16 protein-coding genes and 1 pseudogene are annotated in these 14902 nt (G+C 46.2%); 11 read left to right on the top strand and 6 right to left on the bottom strand.

All coding sequences use genetic code 11. The annotated features are described in order from the left end of the window. Window positions 1–50 precede the first annotated feature (50 nt). The 4 genes from msrA (at window position 51) to IQ263_RS13985 (ending at window position 2260) form a co-directional block, all read left to right on the top strand. Window positions 51–704 (top strand): peptide-methionine (S)-S-oxide reductase MsrA, encoded by a 654-nt coding sequence (gene msrA / locus IQ263_RS13970; protein WP_194067959.1) that lies wholly within the window; start codon window positions 51–53, stop codon window positions 702–704. A gap of 173 nt (window positions 705–877) precedes the next feature. Continuing rightward, complete coding sequence (locus IQ263_RS13975; protein ID WP_194067960.1) at window positions 878–1183, top strand: hypothetical protein; 306 nt, start codon at window positions 878–880, stop codon at window positions 1181–1183. Between the two features lie 38 nt (window positions 1184–1221). Further along, window positions 1222–1563 carry a YtxH domain-containing protein gene (locus tag IQ263_RS13980; protein WP_194009036.1) on the top strand — a complete coding sequence of 114 codons (342 nt, stop codon included), beginning with the start codon at window positions 1222–1224 and terminating at the stop codon, window positions 1561–1563. Window positions 1564–1681: 118 nt separating this feature from the next. After that, the gene (locus IQ263_RS13985; protein WP_194067961.1) at window positions 1682–2260 is read left to right on the top strand and encodes a DUF948 domain-containing protein; all 579 of its coding nucleotides are present in this window, start codon (window positions 1682–1684) and stop codon (window positions 2258–2260) included. Window positions 2261–2471: 211 nt separating this feature from the next. Here the strand turns inward: IQ263_RS13985 and IQ263_RS13990 are convergent, their stop codons facing one another. Continuing rightward, on the bottom strand, window positions 2472–2900 hold the full coding sequence (locus tag IQ263_RS13990) for a helix-turn-helix transcriptional regulator (protein WP_228050041.1): 429 nt from the start codon (window positions 2898–2900) through the stop codon (window positions 2472–2474). 227 nt (window positions 2901–3127) lie between these two features. Here IQ263_RS13990 and IQ263_RS13995 point away from each other — a divergent pair, with 227 nt between their 5' ends. The 4 genes and pseudogenes from IQ263_RS13995 to IQ263_RS14010 all read left to right on the top strand — a co-directional run bounded on the left by IQ263_RS13995 (window position 3128) and on the right by IQ263_RS14010 (window position 6999). Beyond that, entirely contained in the window at window positions 3128–3340 is a 213-nt protein-coding gene (locus IQ263_RS13995) for a hypothetical protein (RefSeq protein ID WP_190738034.1), read from the top strand. A gap of 191 nt (window positions 3341–3531) precedes the next feature. Then, on the top strand, window positions 3532–4674 hold the full coding sequence (locus tag IQ263_RS14000) for a dynamin family protein (protein ID WP_228050042.1): 1143 nt from the start codon (window positions 3532–3534) through the stop codon (window positions 4672–4674). 113 nt (window positions 4675–4787) lie between these two features. Continuing rightward, window positions 4788–5738, top strand: a pseudogene (locus IQ263_RS14005) (ISAs1 family transposase). A 103-nt stretch (window positions 5739–5841) separates the two neighbouring features. Then, window positions 5842–6999 (top strand): tetratricopeptide repeat protein, encoded by a 1158-nt coding sequence (locus IQ263_RS14010; protein WP_194067962.1) that lies wholly within the window; start codon window positions 5842–5844, stop codon window positions 6997–6999. A gap of 110 nt (window positions 7000–7109) precedes the next feature. Here the strand turns inward: IQ263_RS14010 and IQ263_RS14015 are convergent, their stop codons facing one another. Next, window positions 7110–7631, bottom strand: coding sequence for a hypothetical protein (locus tag IQ263_RS14015; RefSeq protein WP_194067963.1), 522 nt, complete (start codon window positions 7629–7631; stop codon window positions 7110–7112). Window positions 7632–7946: 315 nt separating this feature from the next. On the opposite strand from IQ263_RS14015, the gene IQ263_RS14020 reads away from it, so the two are divergent. Both IQ263_RS14020 and IQ263_RS14025 read left to right on the top strand, forming a co-directional pair. Next, the gene (locus tag IQ263_RS14020) at window positions 7947–8564 is read left to right on the top strand and encodes an esterase/lipase family protein (protein WP_194067964.1); all 618 of its coding nucleotides are present in this window, start codon (window positions 7947–7949) and stop codon (window positions 8562–8564) included. A 2-nt stretch (window positions 8565–8566) separates the two neighbouring features. Further along, on the top strand, window positions 8567–9178 hold the full coding sequence (locus IQ263_RS14025; RefSeq protein ID WP_194067965.1) for an esterase/lipase family protein: 612 nt from the start codon (window positions 8567–8569) through the stop codon (window positions 9176–9178). Between the two features lie 120 nt (window positions 9179–9298). On the opposite strand, the gene IQ263_RS14030 is transcribed toward IQ263_RS14025, so the two are convergent. Beyond that, entirely contained in the window at window positions 9299–9730 is a 432-nt protein-coding gene (locus IQ263_RS14030; RefSeq protein WP_194067966.1) for a VOC family protein, read from the bottom strand. 18 nt (window positions 9731–9748) lie between these two features. On the opposite strand from IQ263_RS14030, the gene IQ263_RS14035 reads away from it, so the two are divergent. Further along, window positions 9749–10561: a TIGR00297 family protein gene (locus IQ263_RS14035; RefSeq protein WP_194067967.1), complete on the top strand. Its 813-nt coding sequence runs from the start codon at window positions 9749–9751 to the stop codon at window positions 10559–10561. Between the two features lie 400 nt (window positions 10562–10961). On the opposite strand, the gene hetR is transcribed toward IQ263_RS14035, so the two are convergent. From hetR to IQ263_RS14050, 3 genes are all read right to left on the bottom strand, one after another. Then, window positions 10962–11870 carry a heterocyst differentiation master regulator HetR gene (hetR, locus tag IQ263_RS14040; RefSeq protein WP_194067978.1) on the bottom strand — a complete coding sequence of 303 codons (909 nt, stop codon included), beginning with the start codon at window positions 11868–11870 and terminating at the stop codon, window positions 10962–10964. A 615-nt stretch (window positions 11871–12485) separates the two neighbouring features. Continuing rightward, window positions 12486–12713 (bottom strand): heterocyst-inhibiting protein PatX, encoded by a 228-nt coding sequence (gene patX / locus IQ263_RS14045; RefSeq protein WP_194011834.1) that lies wholly within the window; start codon window positions 12711–12713, stop codon window positions 12486–12488. 94 nt (window positions 12714–12807) lie between these two features. Beyond that, a complete protein-coding gene (locus tag IQ263_RS14050; RefSeq protein ID WP_194067968.1) occupies window positions 12808–14691 on the bottom strand; it encodes an FAD-dependent oxidoreductase in 1884 nt (627 codons plus the stop codon). Window positions 14692–14902: the final 211 nt, after the last annotated feature.

Here is a 14902-nt window from a genome sequence, read left to right on the forward strand (position 1 = left end):
TATTATTAAGTAAGGTAAAGACGTTTATCAGAGATCGCCCTCACAAATTTATGGTGCTATTTGGATTTGGCAAAAAGTCGAGCCTGCCCTCTCCCCAAGAGGCCTTACCGGGACGGGCAGAGTCGATGTCGGTACCGGCAACTCATTTTGTTAACGGCAATCCGCTCAAACCTCCCTTTCCAAACGGCATGGAGATTGCCCTGTTTGGTTTGGGCTGTTTTTGGGGCGCGGAACGGAAATTTTGGCAGCAAAATGGAGTTTTTTCGACTGCTGCGGGTTACGCGGCGGGGATTACTCCGAATCCTACTTATAACGAAGTTTGCAGCGGGATGACGGGACACAATGAAGTTGTTTTGGTTGTGTTCGATCCGAAAGTAGTTAGTTACGAAACGCTGCTTAAAGTTTTTTGGGAAAGTCACAATCCGACTCAAGGAATGAAGCAGGGTAATGATTCGGGTACTCAATACCGATCGGGCATTTACACCTATTCAGCCAAGCAAAAACAGCTAGCTGAAGCTTCGCGCGATGCTTACCAGCAAGCTCTGACGGCGGAAGGTTACGGCAAGATTACCACGGAAATTCTGGAGGCTCCTGAGTTTTATTACGCAGAAAGCTATCACCAGCAATATCTTGCTAAAAACCCGAACGGTTATTGCGGTTTGGGCGGTACTAAGGTTTGTTTGCCTGCTATGTCTCAGGCTTAAAATTTTACGCGCCTGATGGATAGGGACAAATAGATTGGGACACCACAATGTTGCGTCTCTACAACATATTTTATGACACAACATTGTGGTATGTCTAAAAAATATTTGGCGGGCTGTTGCTGCTAGCCCGCCATAAATATCCGGGTAGATTAGTAGTTGAAAATAGGTGAGAAATGCTGACGGGTGTTGTAATTATCAATCTACTAATATCTCTGGTGTGTTTTTATATAGCTGCGAGAGTGTGGAAAATTAGGCGGACGATCGCACTTTTGGAGTTTCGGATTGCAGCAATCGATCGCTGCAGCAGCAATGTCCTCGGTAAATCACCGAATTTTTTTGCTAAAAGGCAACAAGGTGCTCATCAACTGCGACGGAATTATCAACAACTGGAATTGCAACTGCAACAGGTTCGGCAACTTTTGGGATTGGTGGGTTTGGGGCGAATGCTCTGGTCCAGGCGCGATCGAGCTTTGAGGTAAGCTATCCTAAAACCTATGGAGAGAGAGTAGTTATAAAAATGTCATCTAAACGTTCAGGATTATTTATTGGCGGTCTGTTGGTGGGTTCTGCGATCGGGGCCGTGACTGGGTTGCTGATGGCGCCGCGACCTGGTAAGGAGACGCGGCAGATATTGAAAAAATCGGCCGAGGCAATGCCTGCGTTAGCGGAGGATTTATCGAGTAGCGTGCAGTTGCAGGCCGATCGACTTTCGGAAACTGCACTGCGTAATTGGGACGAAACTTTGGTTAGACTCAAAGAGGCGATCGCGGCCGGTTTGGAAGCAACTCAGCGGGAACGCCAAACACTGTCGGAAACTGAAGCCGAAGTCAGTCCTGCGTCGCGCCCTCCCATCCGCTAATTGACTTAGCTGTTGGGGACGGGCAGGATACCCGTCCCACAAGAATTTCATCAAAATTGACGGTAAAATTAGATCCACATTTCCTGATGAAATCCCAAACCCTCCATCCCAGATACAAGTGAGCGATCCCATCTTTTGGTTAGGACTTTCGATTTTGCTAGTGGCAGTTAGCCTGACTGCTGTATTAGTGACTTTAATACCTGCGGTGCAAGCATTGACACGGGCAGCGCGCAGCGTGGAAAAGCTGGCTGACACGCTTTCTCGCGAGTTTCCGCCGACTTTGGAGGCGATTCGGTTGACGGGGCTGGAAATTAGCGAGTTGACGGATGATGTTAGCGATGGGGTGCAAAGTGCGGGGGAGGTTGTCAAACAGGTCGATCGCAGTATTGGTAGCGCCAAGAAGCAGGCGCACAACGTGCAGGTGACAACTCGCAGCGTCGTGAGTGGGATTAGGGCTGCTTGGAAAACTTTAACTCGCAGGCCGTCGATTTCTGGGACAAATCGCCGTTCAGATCGGTTGTCGGCGAGTCAAAAAAGTGCGATTTCGCTGAGGGATTCGGGTTTGGATGACAGGTATTCTGGGAGTTACGGTGCGGCTGCGGGTAATGGGGAATCGCCACGGTTGAGGAATGGCGAGGGTTCTGGTTTACCGGGGGATGCTGAGGATTTTGAGCAAGTGCGATCGAATGATTCTTGATGTTTTGGATAGATTCTTGATGTTTTCGATAGAAGCCTCGGCGGTTGAAACCGCGGCTACACAAACGATGTCCGCCGGACGCCGACGCAAGAGAATATAGAATTGATTGGGATTTGTTTGGGTTGTGCGATCGCACATCTAATCGTTTTTATCTAAGTCTTCTTTTTTCGGAGTTTCTGAAGTTGAGGGGAATTCTAGTCTAATGTTAATATCAATTGATATTGTATTTTTCTCGATCGCACCTATACCAACTATTTTTACTAATGCTTCTCGGTAAAGAATTATTCATTTTAAATTCAGAAGAAGACAGAGTTTTAAATCCTGCTTCCTGTAGCCGATCGCACACATTTCTCCAATTACCCACAGGTTCATTCGGTAAATCTGCGAGTTTTTTAACATATTGGTATAAAGTCTTACACAGATAAACCTCTGCACTTTTGGGAGTCTGAAACATTTTTTTAGCTATTTCGGCGGGACTGCAACCGGAAAGCAGTCCTCGGAGATAGAGCTTTTCAGTGTCTGTGAGTCCCCGGCGCGATCGGGGAGAGATTTGCCGTTTAGCTTCTGCGAAAGCTTCGTAAAGCCTTTCTAAGTCCCAGTGTTTCGCAGCTTCGGCAAATAAGTCTTCTTTTGATGCCATTGTCGGGTGTGGTGAGATGTGACTAACGATAGCATAACCGAAATTGCTAGCGTTTGTTAGTTGTTTGCTAACAATAGGTAGTTTAGTATTAAATTACCGACTCATTGTCTAAATGCAAATACTTAGATAAGCGGGAAAGTGCGATCTCAATATTTCAAATTTTGCCTGTTTAATTAACTTTCGTTAGTCAAACAGTTAGTTTTTGTTCCTTACACTGAGGTATTTCAATGGCTAAAGGTGATGAAATAGCGAAAGCGGCAGGTTCCGCTGCTGCGGGTGGTGCTGTGGGTGCTGGTGTGGTAGCTGCTACAGGTTTGACGGCAGTTGGTGCCGTTGGCGGAGGTGCTGGTATTGGTGCTGCTGCTGGGCCCGTTGGTGTAGCCGTAGGTGCGTTGGCTGGTTTGGCATTTTACGGGATTAGCAAGGCTTTTTCTGATTAAAGCTTGAATCGCGCCAGGGACTTAAGTCCCTGGCTAATAACTAGGTTGTTGATATTTAGCGCTTGTTCCACGAGTCCGCCAGGAGTTTAAACCCCTCGCGGATAGGTTGGTAAGCGCACAATCTATATCAATTTTAACCGCGAATTTCTAGCTCTAATTTAGCCATTCCCTCAACTAAAAAGTTTCAATTTATGTCTTCTCAAGAATTTCAAACAGCATACAACAGCATTTACAGTACAGGCACTTTCCTCTTAAAATATCTCAAAGAATTCCGTGACGGACTCCGCATTCAGGGAGATGAAAGTCAAGGGCTACAAAGCATTGAAAACGAGATCAACAAAGCTTTAAATGCTTTGCAACATCAGAAGTATCAAGTAGCCGTCATTGCGGCAATGAAAGCTGGCAAAAGCACCTTCTTGAATTCTATCATCGGTGCTGATGTGCTGGCGAGTGAAACGGCCGCCTGTACCATCTGCCGTACAGATGTCCGACACATTAAACCGGGCGAAACTCCCAAACTTTTAGAGTATCGAGAAGGAGAAAGAAAACCAGTCATTCTTGTTGAGGGTGACGCTGGCGAAATTCAGCAAAAATTCCTGCTGCGTACCCGTGAAATCCGAGAAAAAGGCAATCCCGATAACACTACACGCTTTGAGATAGAGCATCCGATTGAAGCAATTAGCCAATTATCTTCTCTCACAGGCTTTACCTTAGTTGATACTCCCGGCCCTAATGAGTGGGAGTCTGCAAACTTCAACATTAATGAACTGAAGCAAACAGCACTAGAAGCACTCCGAACCTGCAATGCCATTCTGTTTATTTTAAACTACGCTTCCTACAAAGATAATGCGGTTGCCGATTTATTTAAAGATGTTGTCGAAAATCGCAAAGACTTTATAGCCGAGAACACGGGTAAAATTTACTTTATCCTGAATAAAATTGACCAGAAGACAGAGAGAGACAGAGAAATTGCTGATGTCATCAAGGATTTAGAACGAGAGTTGACTGGCTTTGGGTTTCGCAATCCAGTTATTTACCCTGCTAGTTCTCGACAAGGACTTTTAGCGAAACTGATTCAGCAAAGAAAAGCAACTCAAAACGAGATAAAAGATTTTGAGGATTTCTTTAGTGCCAAATATGCTGAGAGAGATGAAAAAGGCAGGAGAGTAATTCCTTTACCTGAAGAGATTGCACCAAGAGCTTTGCAAGATAGCGGTATCCCGACCATTCAAGAAGCAGTAATTCAAAGGATTACTCAAAATTCAGGCTGGAATCTATTGAGTGAGGTGGTGGCAGAAATCGATAAAGCTGCTAAGCAGGGTAAGCTCATCTAATTTGGTATAAATTGTACTTGACAAAAATACGACTATAGAAGATGGGGGATTTAGGTATTAGGGATTCTATAATGTCTTAAAAGCTAAGTCGCCGGCTCGGTGGGTAAAACTCAATGAATCAAGGATTCGCGCCAGTTGTAGGAACGCCTAAATCAAAGCAACCACAAAACCCGCCCCAACCTATTTCCCTGCAAGAGTTACAAGGGAGCTTGTCAAGTTATTTTGACGACGTACCCGACCCAAGAGTGAACCGAACCAAACGCCACCTACTTAAAGACATTCTCGTCATTGCCATATTATCTACAATAGCTGGAGGTGATGGATGGGAAGACATGGAAAATTATGGAATCAGTAAGCAGCAATGGTTGCAAAAATTTTTAGACTTACCCAATGGCATCCCGAGCGATGATACCTTCCGACGAGTTTTTGAAAAGCTAGACCCGAAAGTTTTAGAACAGAAGTTGACTCAATGGGTTAAACAATTAATTGGGCCAGTGTGCCAACAAGTTATCCCGATTGATGGCAAAAGCCTCCGAGGTTCTTATGACCGAAAAAACGGCGTAAATAATTTACATTTAGTGACAGCGTGGGCGAGTGAAAATCGGTTGGTACTCGGAAAAGTTAAAGTGGAAAACTATTCCAATGAAATCACAGCTATCCCAGCAGTATTGTAATTAATTGATGTCACCGGAGCGATTATTACGATGGATGCAATGGGGACTCAAACCGATATTATTCGGCTGATTCGTCAGAAAAAAGCCCATTACATTAGTTTTACCTAAGTTCTTTACCCGTAGATGCTAAAGCGGAATGGTCGCGCTATTCGCCAACATTGGAGTATTGAAAATCAAGAACATTGGGTTTTAGATGTCACTTTCAATGAAGATCGATGTCGCATTAGGTCGTTGAATAGCCCTCGGAACTTGGCTGCGATCAGACGGATGTCCCTGAATGCTGTCAATCAAGAAAGCACTCTCAAGCTTAGTTTGCGACAGAAAAGGAAACGGGCTGCAATGAATGATGAATACATGATGCTTCTTCTCAAATCCTTTTGTCAAGACTGATTGAGATGCTCTTACCCTGAACATAAAAGCCAAACCTATTAACCACTAGCCAAAGCAACAAAACATCAGCCAAGATAGAAACAACCCCATTCCCGCAACCGCCATGACAGACATCCAGGAAATAGTCGCCTCCCTAGAAAGCCAAAACTACAAACAAGCCGCCCAACTCATCAAACAACTGCAAAAAAAATCCCCCGAAAACCCCTGGGTGCAATACTACATCGGTCGCTACTACGAACTCACCAACAACCTCGACAAAGCCCAAAAAACCTACAAACTAATACTCCGCGACATCACCAACCCCAAAATCGTCACCCAAGCCCGCCAAGGCATTCAACGCATTGAAACCGCACAACAAAACCTCCGCCAACAAGCCATCGAAACCGCCAAAAACGACCCCAGCAGCCTCGAACCCGGACTCCTGATCCTCGAACCCGTGAGTCCCGAAGACAAACCCGCAGCCGTCCAAAATATCAGCAGAATCTTCAAAATCGACGCCTACACCACCCGGATGCAAATCCAAAGCCGTGGCTGGAGACTCTACAAAACCGGCCCCATCGCCGAACTCCGAATTTACGGCCAAGAACTTCTCAACGCCGGGATTCCCGTATTTTGGACAACCCTAGCCGACATTCAAAAAATCCAAATTTTCCGCGTTCAACACTTCCAGTCTCTCTCTTCCCCAGCCGTTGTTTGCAAAGATCATCTAAATCGACTCGGTTCTATAGAATTCAAGTGGTCAGAAGTCAGCCAAAGAGTAGAAGGTTTGTTACCGATGTTCATGGAAATCATGGACTACTCGCCCAACCGCAGAACCGATCAATTTCGCCACAAAGAAATTACCCAAGATTACGCTCAAATCTGCGACTTGCACATTCCCAGCCGCAACTGCATCCTGCGAATTTGCGACCAAAGTTACGAATTTAAAGCAGGGGTTGACTTCACCCAAATTTCAGCAGCTATCCCAGCTTCACCGAACCTGAAAAACCCAACTTCCAGAGTCAAAAAATCCCCACAAATTCCTCAAAGTACCACCAGAATTAACTGGAATCGCTTACTGGAAATATTCGATCGCCAGCTTGACGTTACAGTGTGGTCAGAATTTACGCCCTTTGCTGAGACAGTCCTCGATTACACGCATATGTTGAGCAAAATTAAATCTCACGTAGAGGTCGATCGCAAATCCGAAACTCCTTGGGACCCCGCTTTCCAGCTATACAGCGCCCTAGCCTTTCTCAGAAACAAAGGAGATAGGGAATAGAACAAAAAAAAGAGTTAAAAATTAAAAATGAGCAATAGCATTTTTAAATTTTTAACCCCAGCATTTGCAATTGTCAAATGCCCAATTCCCTATTACCAATTTTCTAAATTCTACTTCATTTTCACTTGACGGGCCATTTCGCGGAAATTGTTCATGCTAGGGCCCGGGCTGCGACGAGTGGTAGTTGGTATCGGCATTAAATTATTAGGAGCAAAAGTGCGATCGGATTCAGCTTGACTCGGCACTTTCCCGTTAGTTACAGCAGCAGGAACCTTCGCGGGTTCCGAAGTCTTAGCAGGAAGGCTAGCGACTGGTTCCTTTTCTTTCTTCTTAGACTTTTTCTCTACCTTAGCCTTCTTAGCTGGTTCAGACTTGTCTGACATAACAGCCTCAACTTTTGCAGGTACGGCCGCAACAGCATCCTCTACCTTCGCAACAGCATCCTCTACCTTCGCAGGTGCAGCCTCTACCTTCTTCGCAACAGCAGACTCTACCTTCGCCGCTGCAACCTTAGCGGGTTCCTTCGCGGAAGATTCGCCTAAATCCATGAAATATTCAGACTTTTTCAAGCCCAACAGTCTGCCGAAAAAGCCGAAAATACCGCCGAAGAAATTTTTGATAAAACCAAACATTAGATTTACTCCTTTTGTTCTTTTAGAGAAATTTGTACAAGCTTGTCAACAAGGTTAGCCTACGAGGTTGGGCAACCTTTGTCTATATTTCTTAATCAAAATTTACAATTATTTGATTAAAAACAGGGACATTCTAGTAATTTTTACTCAATAATCCTAATCTTACTTTGCACTTGTTTACTATTATCTCAGAATTTATGAGATATTGCCTACTAGCCTGGGATACATCGAGCCGATTCGCTAGCTGTCCCAATATGGGTAAAATTACCTAGGCGATCGATTTATGCTTTAATATGCCAGCAATTTTTTAGTAAAATGAACAGTACGCTCGATCGCAATCCCGTCATCCTGATCCACGGAATCTGGGACACAAAGGCTATTTTCAGCAAAATGTCCGCCCGCCTCACCCAACTCGGATGGTGCGTCCACAGCCTCAACCTCACCCCCAACGACGGTAGCCTCAGCCTCGACTCGCTAGCCAAACAACTAGCAGACTACATCTCTCAAAACTTCGAGCCACAACAGACTTTAGACATAGTAGGCTACAGCATGGGAGGCATCGTCAGCCGCTACTACGTGCAGCGACTCGGAGGAATTAACCGAGTACAGCGTTTCATCACCATATCTGCCCCTCACAGCGGCACCCTCACCGCCTATTGCCTATCTTTACCAGGATACCTGGATATGCGGCTCAATAGCGACTTGCTGCGCGATTTAAATCAAGATGTGATGGATCTCAGACGCATAAATTTTACATCAATTTGGACACCGTTTGACATCATGATTGTACCGTCGAAGAGCTCCAAAATGCCCGTAGGTAAAGAAGTTAAACTCAATGTAATGCTGCACCGACAAATGGTGACAGACGACCAAAGTATTAACGCATTAATTGAAGAACTAAAAGCACCCATTAAAAATAAAATTTCCCATTAAAAATGAATAGCAATTTCAGCCGCAACCCAGTCTTGCTAATTCACGGAATCTTCAGAAAATCGGGAATTTTTCACAAAATGTCTGCCTACCTCAGAGATTTAGGTTGGTCAATCTACAGCCTAGATCTTTCGCCCCACTGGGGCAATGCCAGCATCGACGAATTAGCCCAACAAATGGCAGATTATATAGACAAAAACTTCGAGCCACAACAGCCTTTAGATATAGTAGGATTGAGCATGGGCGGCTTAGTAACTCGCTATTACTTGCAAAGGTTAGGCGGAATTAACCGAGTCCAGCGCTTTATTGCGATATCTTCCCCTCACAACGGTACTTGGACTGCCTACACTCTCTGGGGAAAAGGCTGCGTTCAAATGCGTCCTGGCAGTGCTTTTCTGGAAGATTTAAATCGAGATGCTGAATTGTTGGCAAAGCTAAATTTTACTTCGATTTGGACTGATTGGGATTTTATCATCGTCCCAGCTTCTAGTTCCCAAATATCCGCCGCCAAAGAAGTAAAAGTTTCAGTGTTCGCCCATGCTATGATGGTGAGACATTCGAGCAGTTTACAAGCGGTCGCCGCAGCACTTTCAGAACCTTTACAAAATCCTAATTAACTTCTGTTCTCAACGCAAAATGCGGATGTCACTTACGAGGCTGAACTTGTAGGGTGCATCAGCAGAAATACGCTCAATTACAGAAAAAATAACACTATGCTGACGCACCCTAGGAGGTGGCTAAACTGCATCGCCGACTTCAGCATATTCGCCCAGGCCAAAAATTGCTTCAGCTTCGCAGTAATACTTGAACTCTAGTATATTGTGGAAAGGGTCTTCTAAGAAGAAGGTGCGGTGCTCTGTAGGCAAACCGACAAATCGCCTTCTGGCTTCTTGATAGAAATTTAAGTTGTTTTGCTGTGCTTTTTCTAGCAATCCTTCCCAGTCAGCTTCTGAAGTGAAAATTAACCCAAAATGCCGGGGATAGATGCCTCGCTGAGGTGTCAAGGGTTCGCGGCTGACGTGGGCGACAATTTGATGGCCGCACAAACCCAAAATCGCAGAATTGGGGGATTCGCGACCTAATTTGCAGCCGAGCCCGTCTACGTAGAAGGCTTTTGTTTGGGCAAGATCCGTTACGGGGAAGGCAAGATGAAATAAGATTTGGCTCATGGAGGTTTAAAGGTTACTGTGCAGAATTCAGAATTGTTCTTTAATTATTTATCTTGGTCTAATCCTTGGTTGGTGGCGATCGCCCTTAATACATTTTTACTCGCGATCGCCACAATTGCTCCCAAAAAATTGCTCACACCCGCCGGACAATTTCACGGCTGGCTGCTAGGTGTGATTATCTGGGCGAGTTTGGGATGGCGGGGCTATGCGGTGGTGATGTTTTACTTTCTTGTGGGATCGGGAGTTACCCGCATCGGTAAAGCCCAGAAAGAAGCAGAAGGGATTGCTGAAAAGCGATCGGGCGCACGAGGCCCGGAAAATGTCTGGGGCTCGGCTTTAACAGCTACTTTTTGTGCTGTGGGAGTTTTGGCATTATCTATTTTCGGAGATACGGGCAATATACCTGTGCCACAAGAGGTGATTTCCCTGTTGTTGCTGGGTTATGCCGCGAGTTTTTGTACCAAACTTTCCGATACCTGCGCTAGCGAAATCGGCAAAGCTTACGGCAAACATACGTTTTTGATTACTACGTTGCAGCCTGTACCTAGGGGTACGGAAGGGGCGGTAAGTCTGGAAGGAACGATCGCGGGCATTGTCGGATCGATCCTGATTGCGCTTTTGAGTTGGGCTGTGGGTTTAATTGACTTGACAGGAGTTGTTTTTTGTATTATTGCAGCTTTTATTGCTACCAACATCGAGAGCGTGATTGGCGCGACGGTGCAATCAAAGTTTGAATGGCTGACGAATGAGGTAGTGAATTTTTTTAATACGCTGATCGGAGCGATTTGTGCGATCGTCTTGGCCTATGTCTGGAAAGCTTTTTTAGCTTAGTGCATTTTGGAGGTCGCCGACTCAAGAAACCGGGTTTTTTAGAAGCATTCAAGGCATTAACGCAGTATTTGCGGAAAACAACCCGTTTTCTGCCTGCACTATTAGTTATTAATCATTAATCATTAGTTTCGAGCGATCGACTAATAACTAATGACTAATGACTGAATTGTTAGCTGTTGACTGTTGACTGTTAACTGTTGACTGTTAACTGTTAACTGTTAACTGCTAACTGCTAACTGTTGATTGTTGACTGTTGACTGTTGACTGTTGACTGTTAATTACTAACAACTAACAACTACCAACTGCCAACTGCCAACTACCAACTGCCAACTGCCAACTACCAACTGCCAACTGCCAACTGCCAACTACCAACTAACAACTGCCAACTGCTTTCCTGATATTAAGCGTCGTCGTCTTGCGGCCCAAAAACCATTTGTACAACCATCGTTGGTTCGCCTCGCTTGTGATAGCGATCGGCCCAATTGCGAATAATTTCATCTAATTCTTCAACAGCTCGATCCAGCCGTTCCGGTGGGATATCCAAAGTCTCCATAACTCGCATCACCTTCGGTTGCTTTTCCGCCCAATCTTTCATCAGCCGGAAATATCTAGCCGTATCCTCCACCATCGTAAACGTGCGCTCTTCCTGCTCTGCAGGAGAGTAGGTAGCGCGGGTGAGAGCATAAAACGGCATTCCCCAAGGAGAATCTATGCGAGTAACTGTTCCCGAATAGATCAAGCGGCGCTTGATGTGTTCTGCTAGAGCTTCGCTCAAAGGCATTCGCCTTTCTGGGTGCATATCTTCTTGCGATCGCCTGTGCAGAAACTCGATCAACTCCATAAACTGAAAAGAATTGATCAGTTGAGCATCAGGCGGATTAGCCGGAACCTTTCCTTCGAGATATTTTTTTTCATCAGCATTCAAGCTGTTTCCCGGAATGCGAGGGCGACCAGGGAACCAAGGATACTGTTCCAGCCAGACATAGGGAAACTGAATCAAATATTTAGGTTCTTGGGAACCCAACATTTTCAGCAATTTTCCCTTAGTCAGAGCTTCCTGGACTTCTTCAATAATCACCTTTACCCGTTTAGGCTCAATGTGATGCAAGTGTCCGGTCATCCGCAGGTTCTGGCGCTGCTCCATATAAGTCATATAAATGGCACACTTAGCCGCCGTTGCGGCCGCGTCTAGAAACGCCCCGTGCCTGTGCCCGCTGGTTCTCATGGCGCTAAACGCCAGATATAGCATGATCTGATCCATTGCACTAGGGCTGAGGCTTTTGACCAGATCTAAAGAGTCATTTTTCATCACAATCCCCGAAATAGCCAAACTAGGAGGCATCTTGCGATCCTCCACTAAATTATTGCGAGATCGCCGAATCTAGCATAGCCGACTGTCGCCGGAAAGCTTGGCAGCTATCCTAATATTCAGGCCTATTAATTTCCCTGAGTTCTCTGGGGCATTGGCTTAAATGCGACCGACACCGAATAAGTGGTTCTTATTGGCGAATTTAAGTAGATTGCTCCACCCTCTGCACTCAGGGTTTACCTATATTTAAGTTAGTTATCGCACGTTAATTATAGTACAGCCGTTGAAAAATTAAACCGCACCTGCTGGCGGAGAACGTAAATAAGTATTGCGAGCGGAGGAATTTGAAGTGGCTCCGACAACGGGCGAGGGTCTGATGGGGCAGAGGAAAGCGTTTTCAAAACAAAACCGCCAAATACTAGAATCTATCTCTAGCTAGATGGCGGTTGCAGATTTATATGCTAACATCGATCGCACACAAAGAATCTCCTAAAAAGTGTCAACAAAAAGTGCAGTTACCGTTTAACCTGAAAAATTAGAATTTCAGAAAATCAGATCGATCGAACCAACGGCCCGAACCAACTCAGTTGTGGCACTCGCTGAGATACCTTAATATTAGAAATCTTGTAGCGCATGAGTCACATTAGGCTCGATAAAGCTTCTGCGTCCGCTGCCTCTCTCTGGGCCGCGCTCGCCCTTTTGTTGAGTTTGCGCTGACAACATATAATATTGGGCGGTAGCAGTTTCGAGCATTGGGGCTGGAGATTCAAAAGCTCGAGCGGCGCTGGCACTCAAGGTAATGCCCAACAGGCTCAGTAAAGCAATTGCAGTGTAGGTTTGCATGGGTAGTATCCGTGTCAGTGTCTATTACCTGATACGGACTTGGCCCGATCGATCAGGATAGATTTCTGCCAATTTCGGAACTTTGCAAAAAACCTTACTCTTGTAATGCTACAGATGTCAGCCGCAGCCAACCACCGGCTTTATTGGGCCAGCCCCACACTACGATCGGCTGTTCGGTTTCGCAATTGTCTAAAAAGCTGTCAGTTTCCCAATCCAAAGTCACGAGTTGCCAAGTTTGACAGGCTAAGGATGCGGGACTTGTCAGGGTTAGCGTCCAGTCTTGCGGGCCTTTGCGGCGGAAAATGCCCGAAAATTCGGTGTGGGTATTTGCTGTCTGACTGCTGGGGTTTGGGCAGAAACTAAGTTCAGATGTCAAGGTTCTGGGTTCAAATACAGAAGTTTCGTTGAGAAACCGGGTTTGTCGCGATTTTGGATCTGAGGAAGGACATTCGCCGCTGGCGGGATATGCTTCAGGTCGATCGAGATAATAGCGCTGGCGATCGAGCCAATCCGATCGCTCCAGTGTCAAATTAAATAAAGGAACAACCGCCGCCCTCGCCTCGGAATCTTGCAGCAAAGCTTCCTGCAAAACCCTCACCGACAAATCGCGCGGCCCACATCCAGCTTCCACGCACAAAGCCGCCGCCATCCCCGCCGCCTGTCCGATATTCATCACCACCGGCTGCAAGCGAGTTGCACCGTTGGCGATGTGAGAGACAGAAATATTTTTTTCGCAAACCAGCAATCCGTCTGCACTCGCAGGAATTAGGGCGCTGTAAGGAATTGTAAACGGAGTGCCACTCCAGCGGCCGCCCCAGCGGATGGATTTTGGCTGCAAAGGAATGTCGCCGCAGGGATAGTGATGATCGTTGGCATAGTTGCCGATCGCAATTGTCTCGCAAATTCCCTGAGAATTTATCGGCAATTTCGCAACTCTTCCACCGACAACCGGCAAAATATCTTGTTCTCGAATTGTTTGTACTCCCCGCAAACGGTGGCTTTCTCGGTAGTAAGGATGTAAGGCGAAAGAACCAAGAAGCGAGGAATTTTGTTGATTTTCGATCGTTGAAATAGGGAAAATATTCTGTGCTAAACCGTAGCGGCGGCCGAGTTGAGTTTGAATGAAGCGCGCGAAACTTTGACTGTGCCAAAAACTTTCTTGGAGGAATTCTTGTCGAGATGCTGTTGATTCAATTAGTCGATCGACCTTTTCACCATAATCATTACCGCGAATCGGCCAATTAATCATCAACAATCCCCCCGGTAGCCTGCCGTAGTTGAGAAATTGTTCGGGAGTGTAATCTTTCCAAGCGCCGATAAATCGATCGGGATTGTCCACCGGAGGCGCGGGAATTTCTGGTGCCGCAGCGCCTTCCCCAAAATCCTGCATGACAACCACCCGAGTCGGAGCTTGCACCGAATACCGTTGTGTGAGATCGTTAGGGGCGATCGGCGCGCTGGGTTCTCCCCACTCAGCTTGAAATTCCCAACCCCAGCGGTGCCCGACTTCCGCTAAAGCCAATAAATCTCCCAATTCCGTTGCATCCAAAGTGACTTTGGCCAACACAGTAACATCTGCAAACCGAACGCCAGAAATTCTGTTACCTTCGCAAATCACATCGCGAGCTATTTGTCCAGAAATCCAGTGCAAGTTCGGCAAACACTTAACCCAATCAGCAAAAATTTCCGCACCGACGCGGGGATCGTAAGTAAAAAAACTGACCCAGCCCCAATCCAAACCTCCCGGCTGTCGCTGCTGAAGTTCCCGGAGAAATGCACCCCACAAACCAGTTTGAAAAGCTGCTAATTCGTTACCATCGGGAGCACAAACGCCAGCGGAAGTCAGCATTCCTCCCAGCCAAGGGAATTCGCTGACTAAAATAGTTTTGGCACCGCGGCGGGCTGCTTGCACGGCTGCTGCAGTGCCGCCGGTGCCGCCACCGACTACCAAAACATCTGCTTTTAAGAGAGAAGACATGAAGATTTTAGATTTTAGTTACGCATGGGGCCAGAAACCGGGTTTTTTGCGAAAAGACGGCTCGCAGCCGACAGGCGATCGTAAAAATTGTACAACGGATTTTAAGACCACCTATTTTTCCTCTTCCCTCTGACCTCTTCCTCTGCGTCCTCTGCGTCCTCTGCGGTTAATAAAAATCTGAAAATCAGAGCCCATCTCAAATCAAAAACAA

Origin of the sequence: Tychonema sp. LEGE 06208, assembly GCF_015207505.1 — a bacterium.
In the GTDB taxonomy this organism is placed as follows: domain Bacteria; phylum Cyanobacteriota; class Cyanobacteriia; order Cyanobacteriales; family Microcoleaceae; genus Microcoleus.

Bases quoted from the DNA above. Each gene is read 5' to 3' on its own strand.
- msrA (WP_194067959.1), top strand. From the start codon at position 51: ATGGTGCTATTTGGATTTGGCAAAAAGTCGAGCCTGCCCTCTCCCCAA.
- IQ263_RS13975 (WP_194067960.1), top strand. From the start codon at position 878: ATGCTGACGGGTGTTGTAATTATCAATCTACTAATATCTCTGGTGTGT.
- IQ263_RS13980 (WP_194009036.1), top strand. From the start codon at position 1,222: ATGTCATCTAAACGTTCAGGATTATTTATTGGCGGTCTGTTGGTGGGT.
- IQ263_RS13990 (WP_228050041.1), bottom strand. From the start codon at position 2,900: ATGGCATCAAAAGAAGACTTATTTGCCGAAGCTGCGAAACACTGGGAC.
- IQ263_RS13995 (WP_190738034.1), top strand. From the start codon at position 3,128: ATGGCTAAAGGTGATGAAATAGCGAAAGCGGCAGGTTCCGCTGCTGCG.
- IQ263_RS14000 (WP_228050042.1), top strand. From the start codon at position 3,532: ATGTCTTCTCAAGAATTTCAAACAGCATACAACAGCATTTACAGTACA.
- IQ263_RS14010 (WP_194067962.1), top strand. From the start codon at position 5,842: ATGACAGACATCCAGGAAATAGTCGCCTCCCTAGAAAGCCAAAACTAC.
- IQ263_RS14015 (WP_194067963.1), bottom strand. From the start codon at position 7,631: ATGTTTGGTTTTATCAAAAATTTCTTCGGCGGTATTTTCGGCTTTTTC.
- IQ263_RS14020 (WP_194067964.1), top strand. From the start codon at position 7,947: ATGAACAGTACGCTCGATCGCAATCCCGTCATCCTGATCCACGGAATC.
- IQ263_RS14025 (WP_194067965.1), top strand. From the start codon at position 8,567: ATGAATAGCAATTTCAGCCGCAACCCAGTCTTGCTAATTCACGGAATC.
- IQ263_RS14030 (WP_194067966.1), bottom strand. From the start codon at position 9,730: ATGAGCCAAATCTTATTTCATCTTGCCTTCCCCGTAACGGATCTTGCC.
- hetR (WP_194067978.1), bottom strand. From the start codon at position 11,870: ATGAAAAATGACTCTTTAGATCTGGTCAAAAGCCTCAGCCCTAGTGCA.
- patX (WP_194011834.1), bottom strand. From the start codon at position 12,713: ATGCAAACCTACACTGCAATTGCTTTACTGAGCCTGTTGGGCATTACC.
- IQ263_RS14050 (WP_194067968.1), bottom strand. From the start codon at position 14,691: ATGTCTTCTCTCTTAAAAGCAGATGTTTTGGTAGTCGGTGGCGGCACC.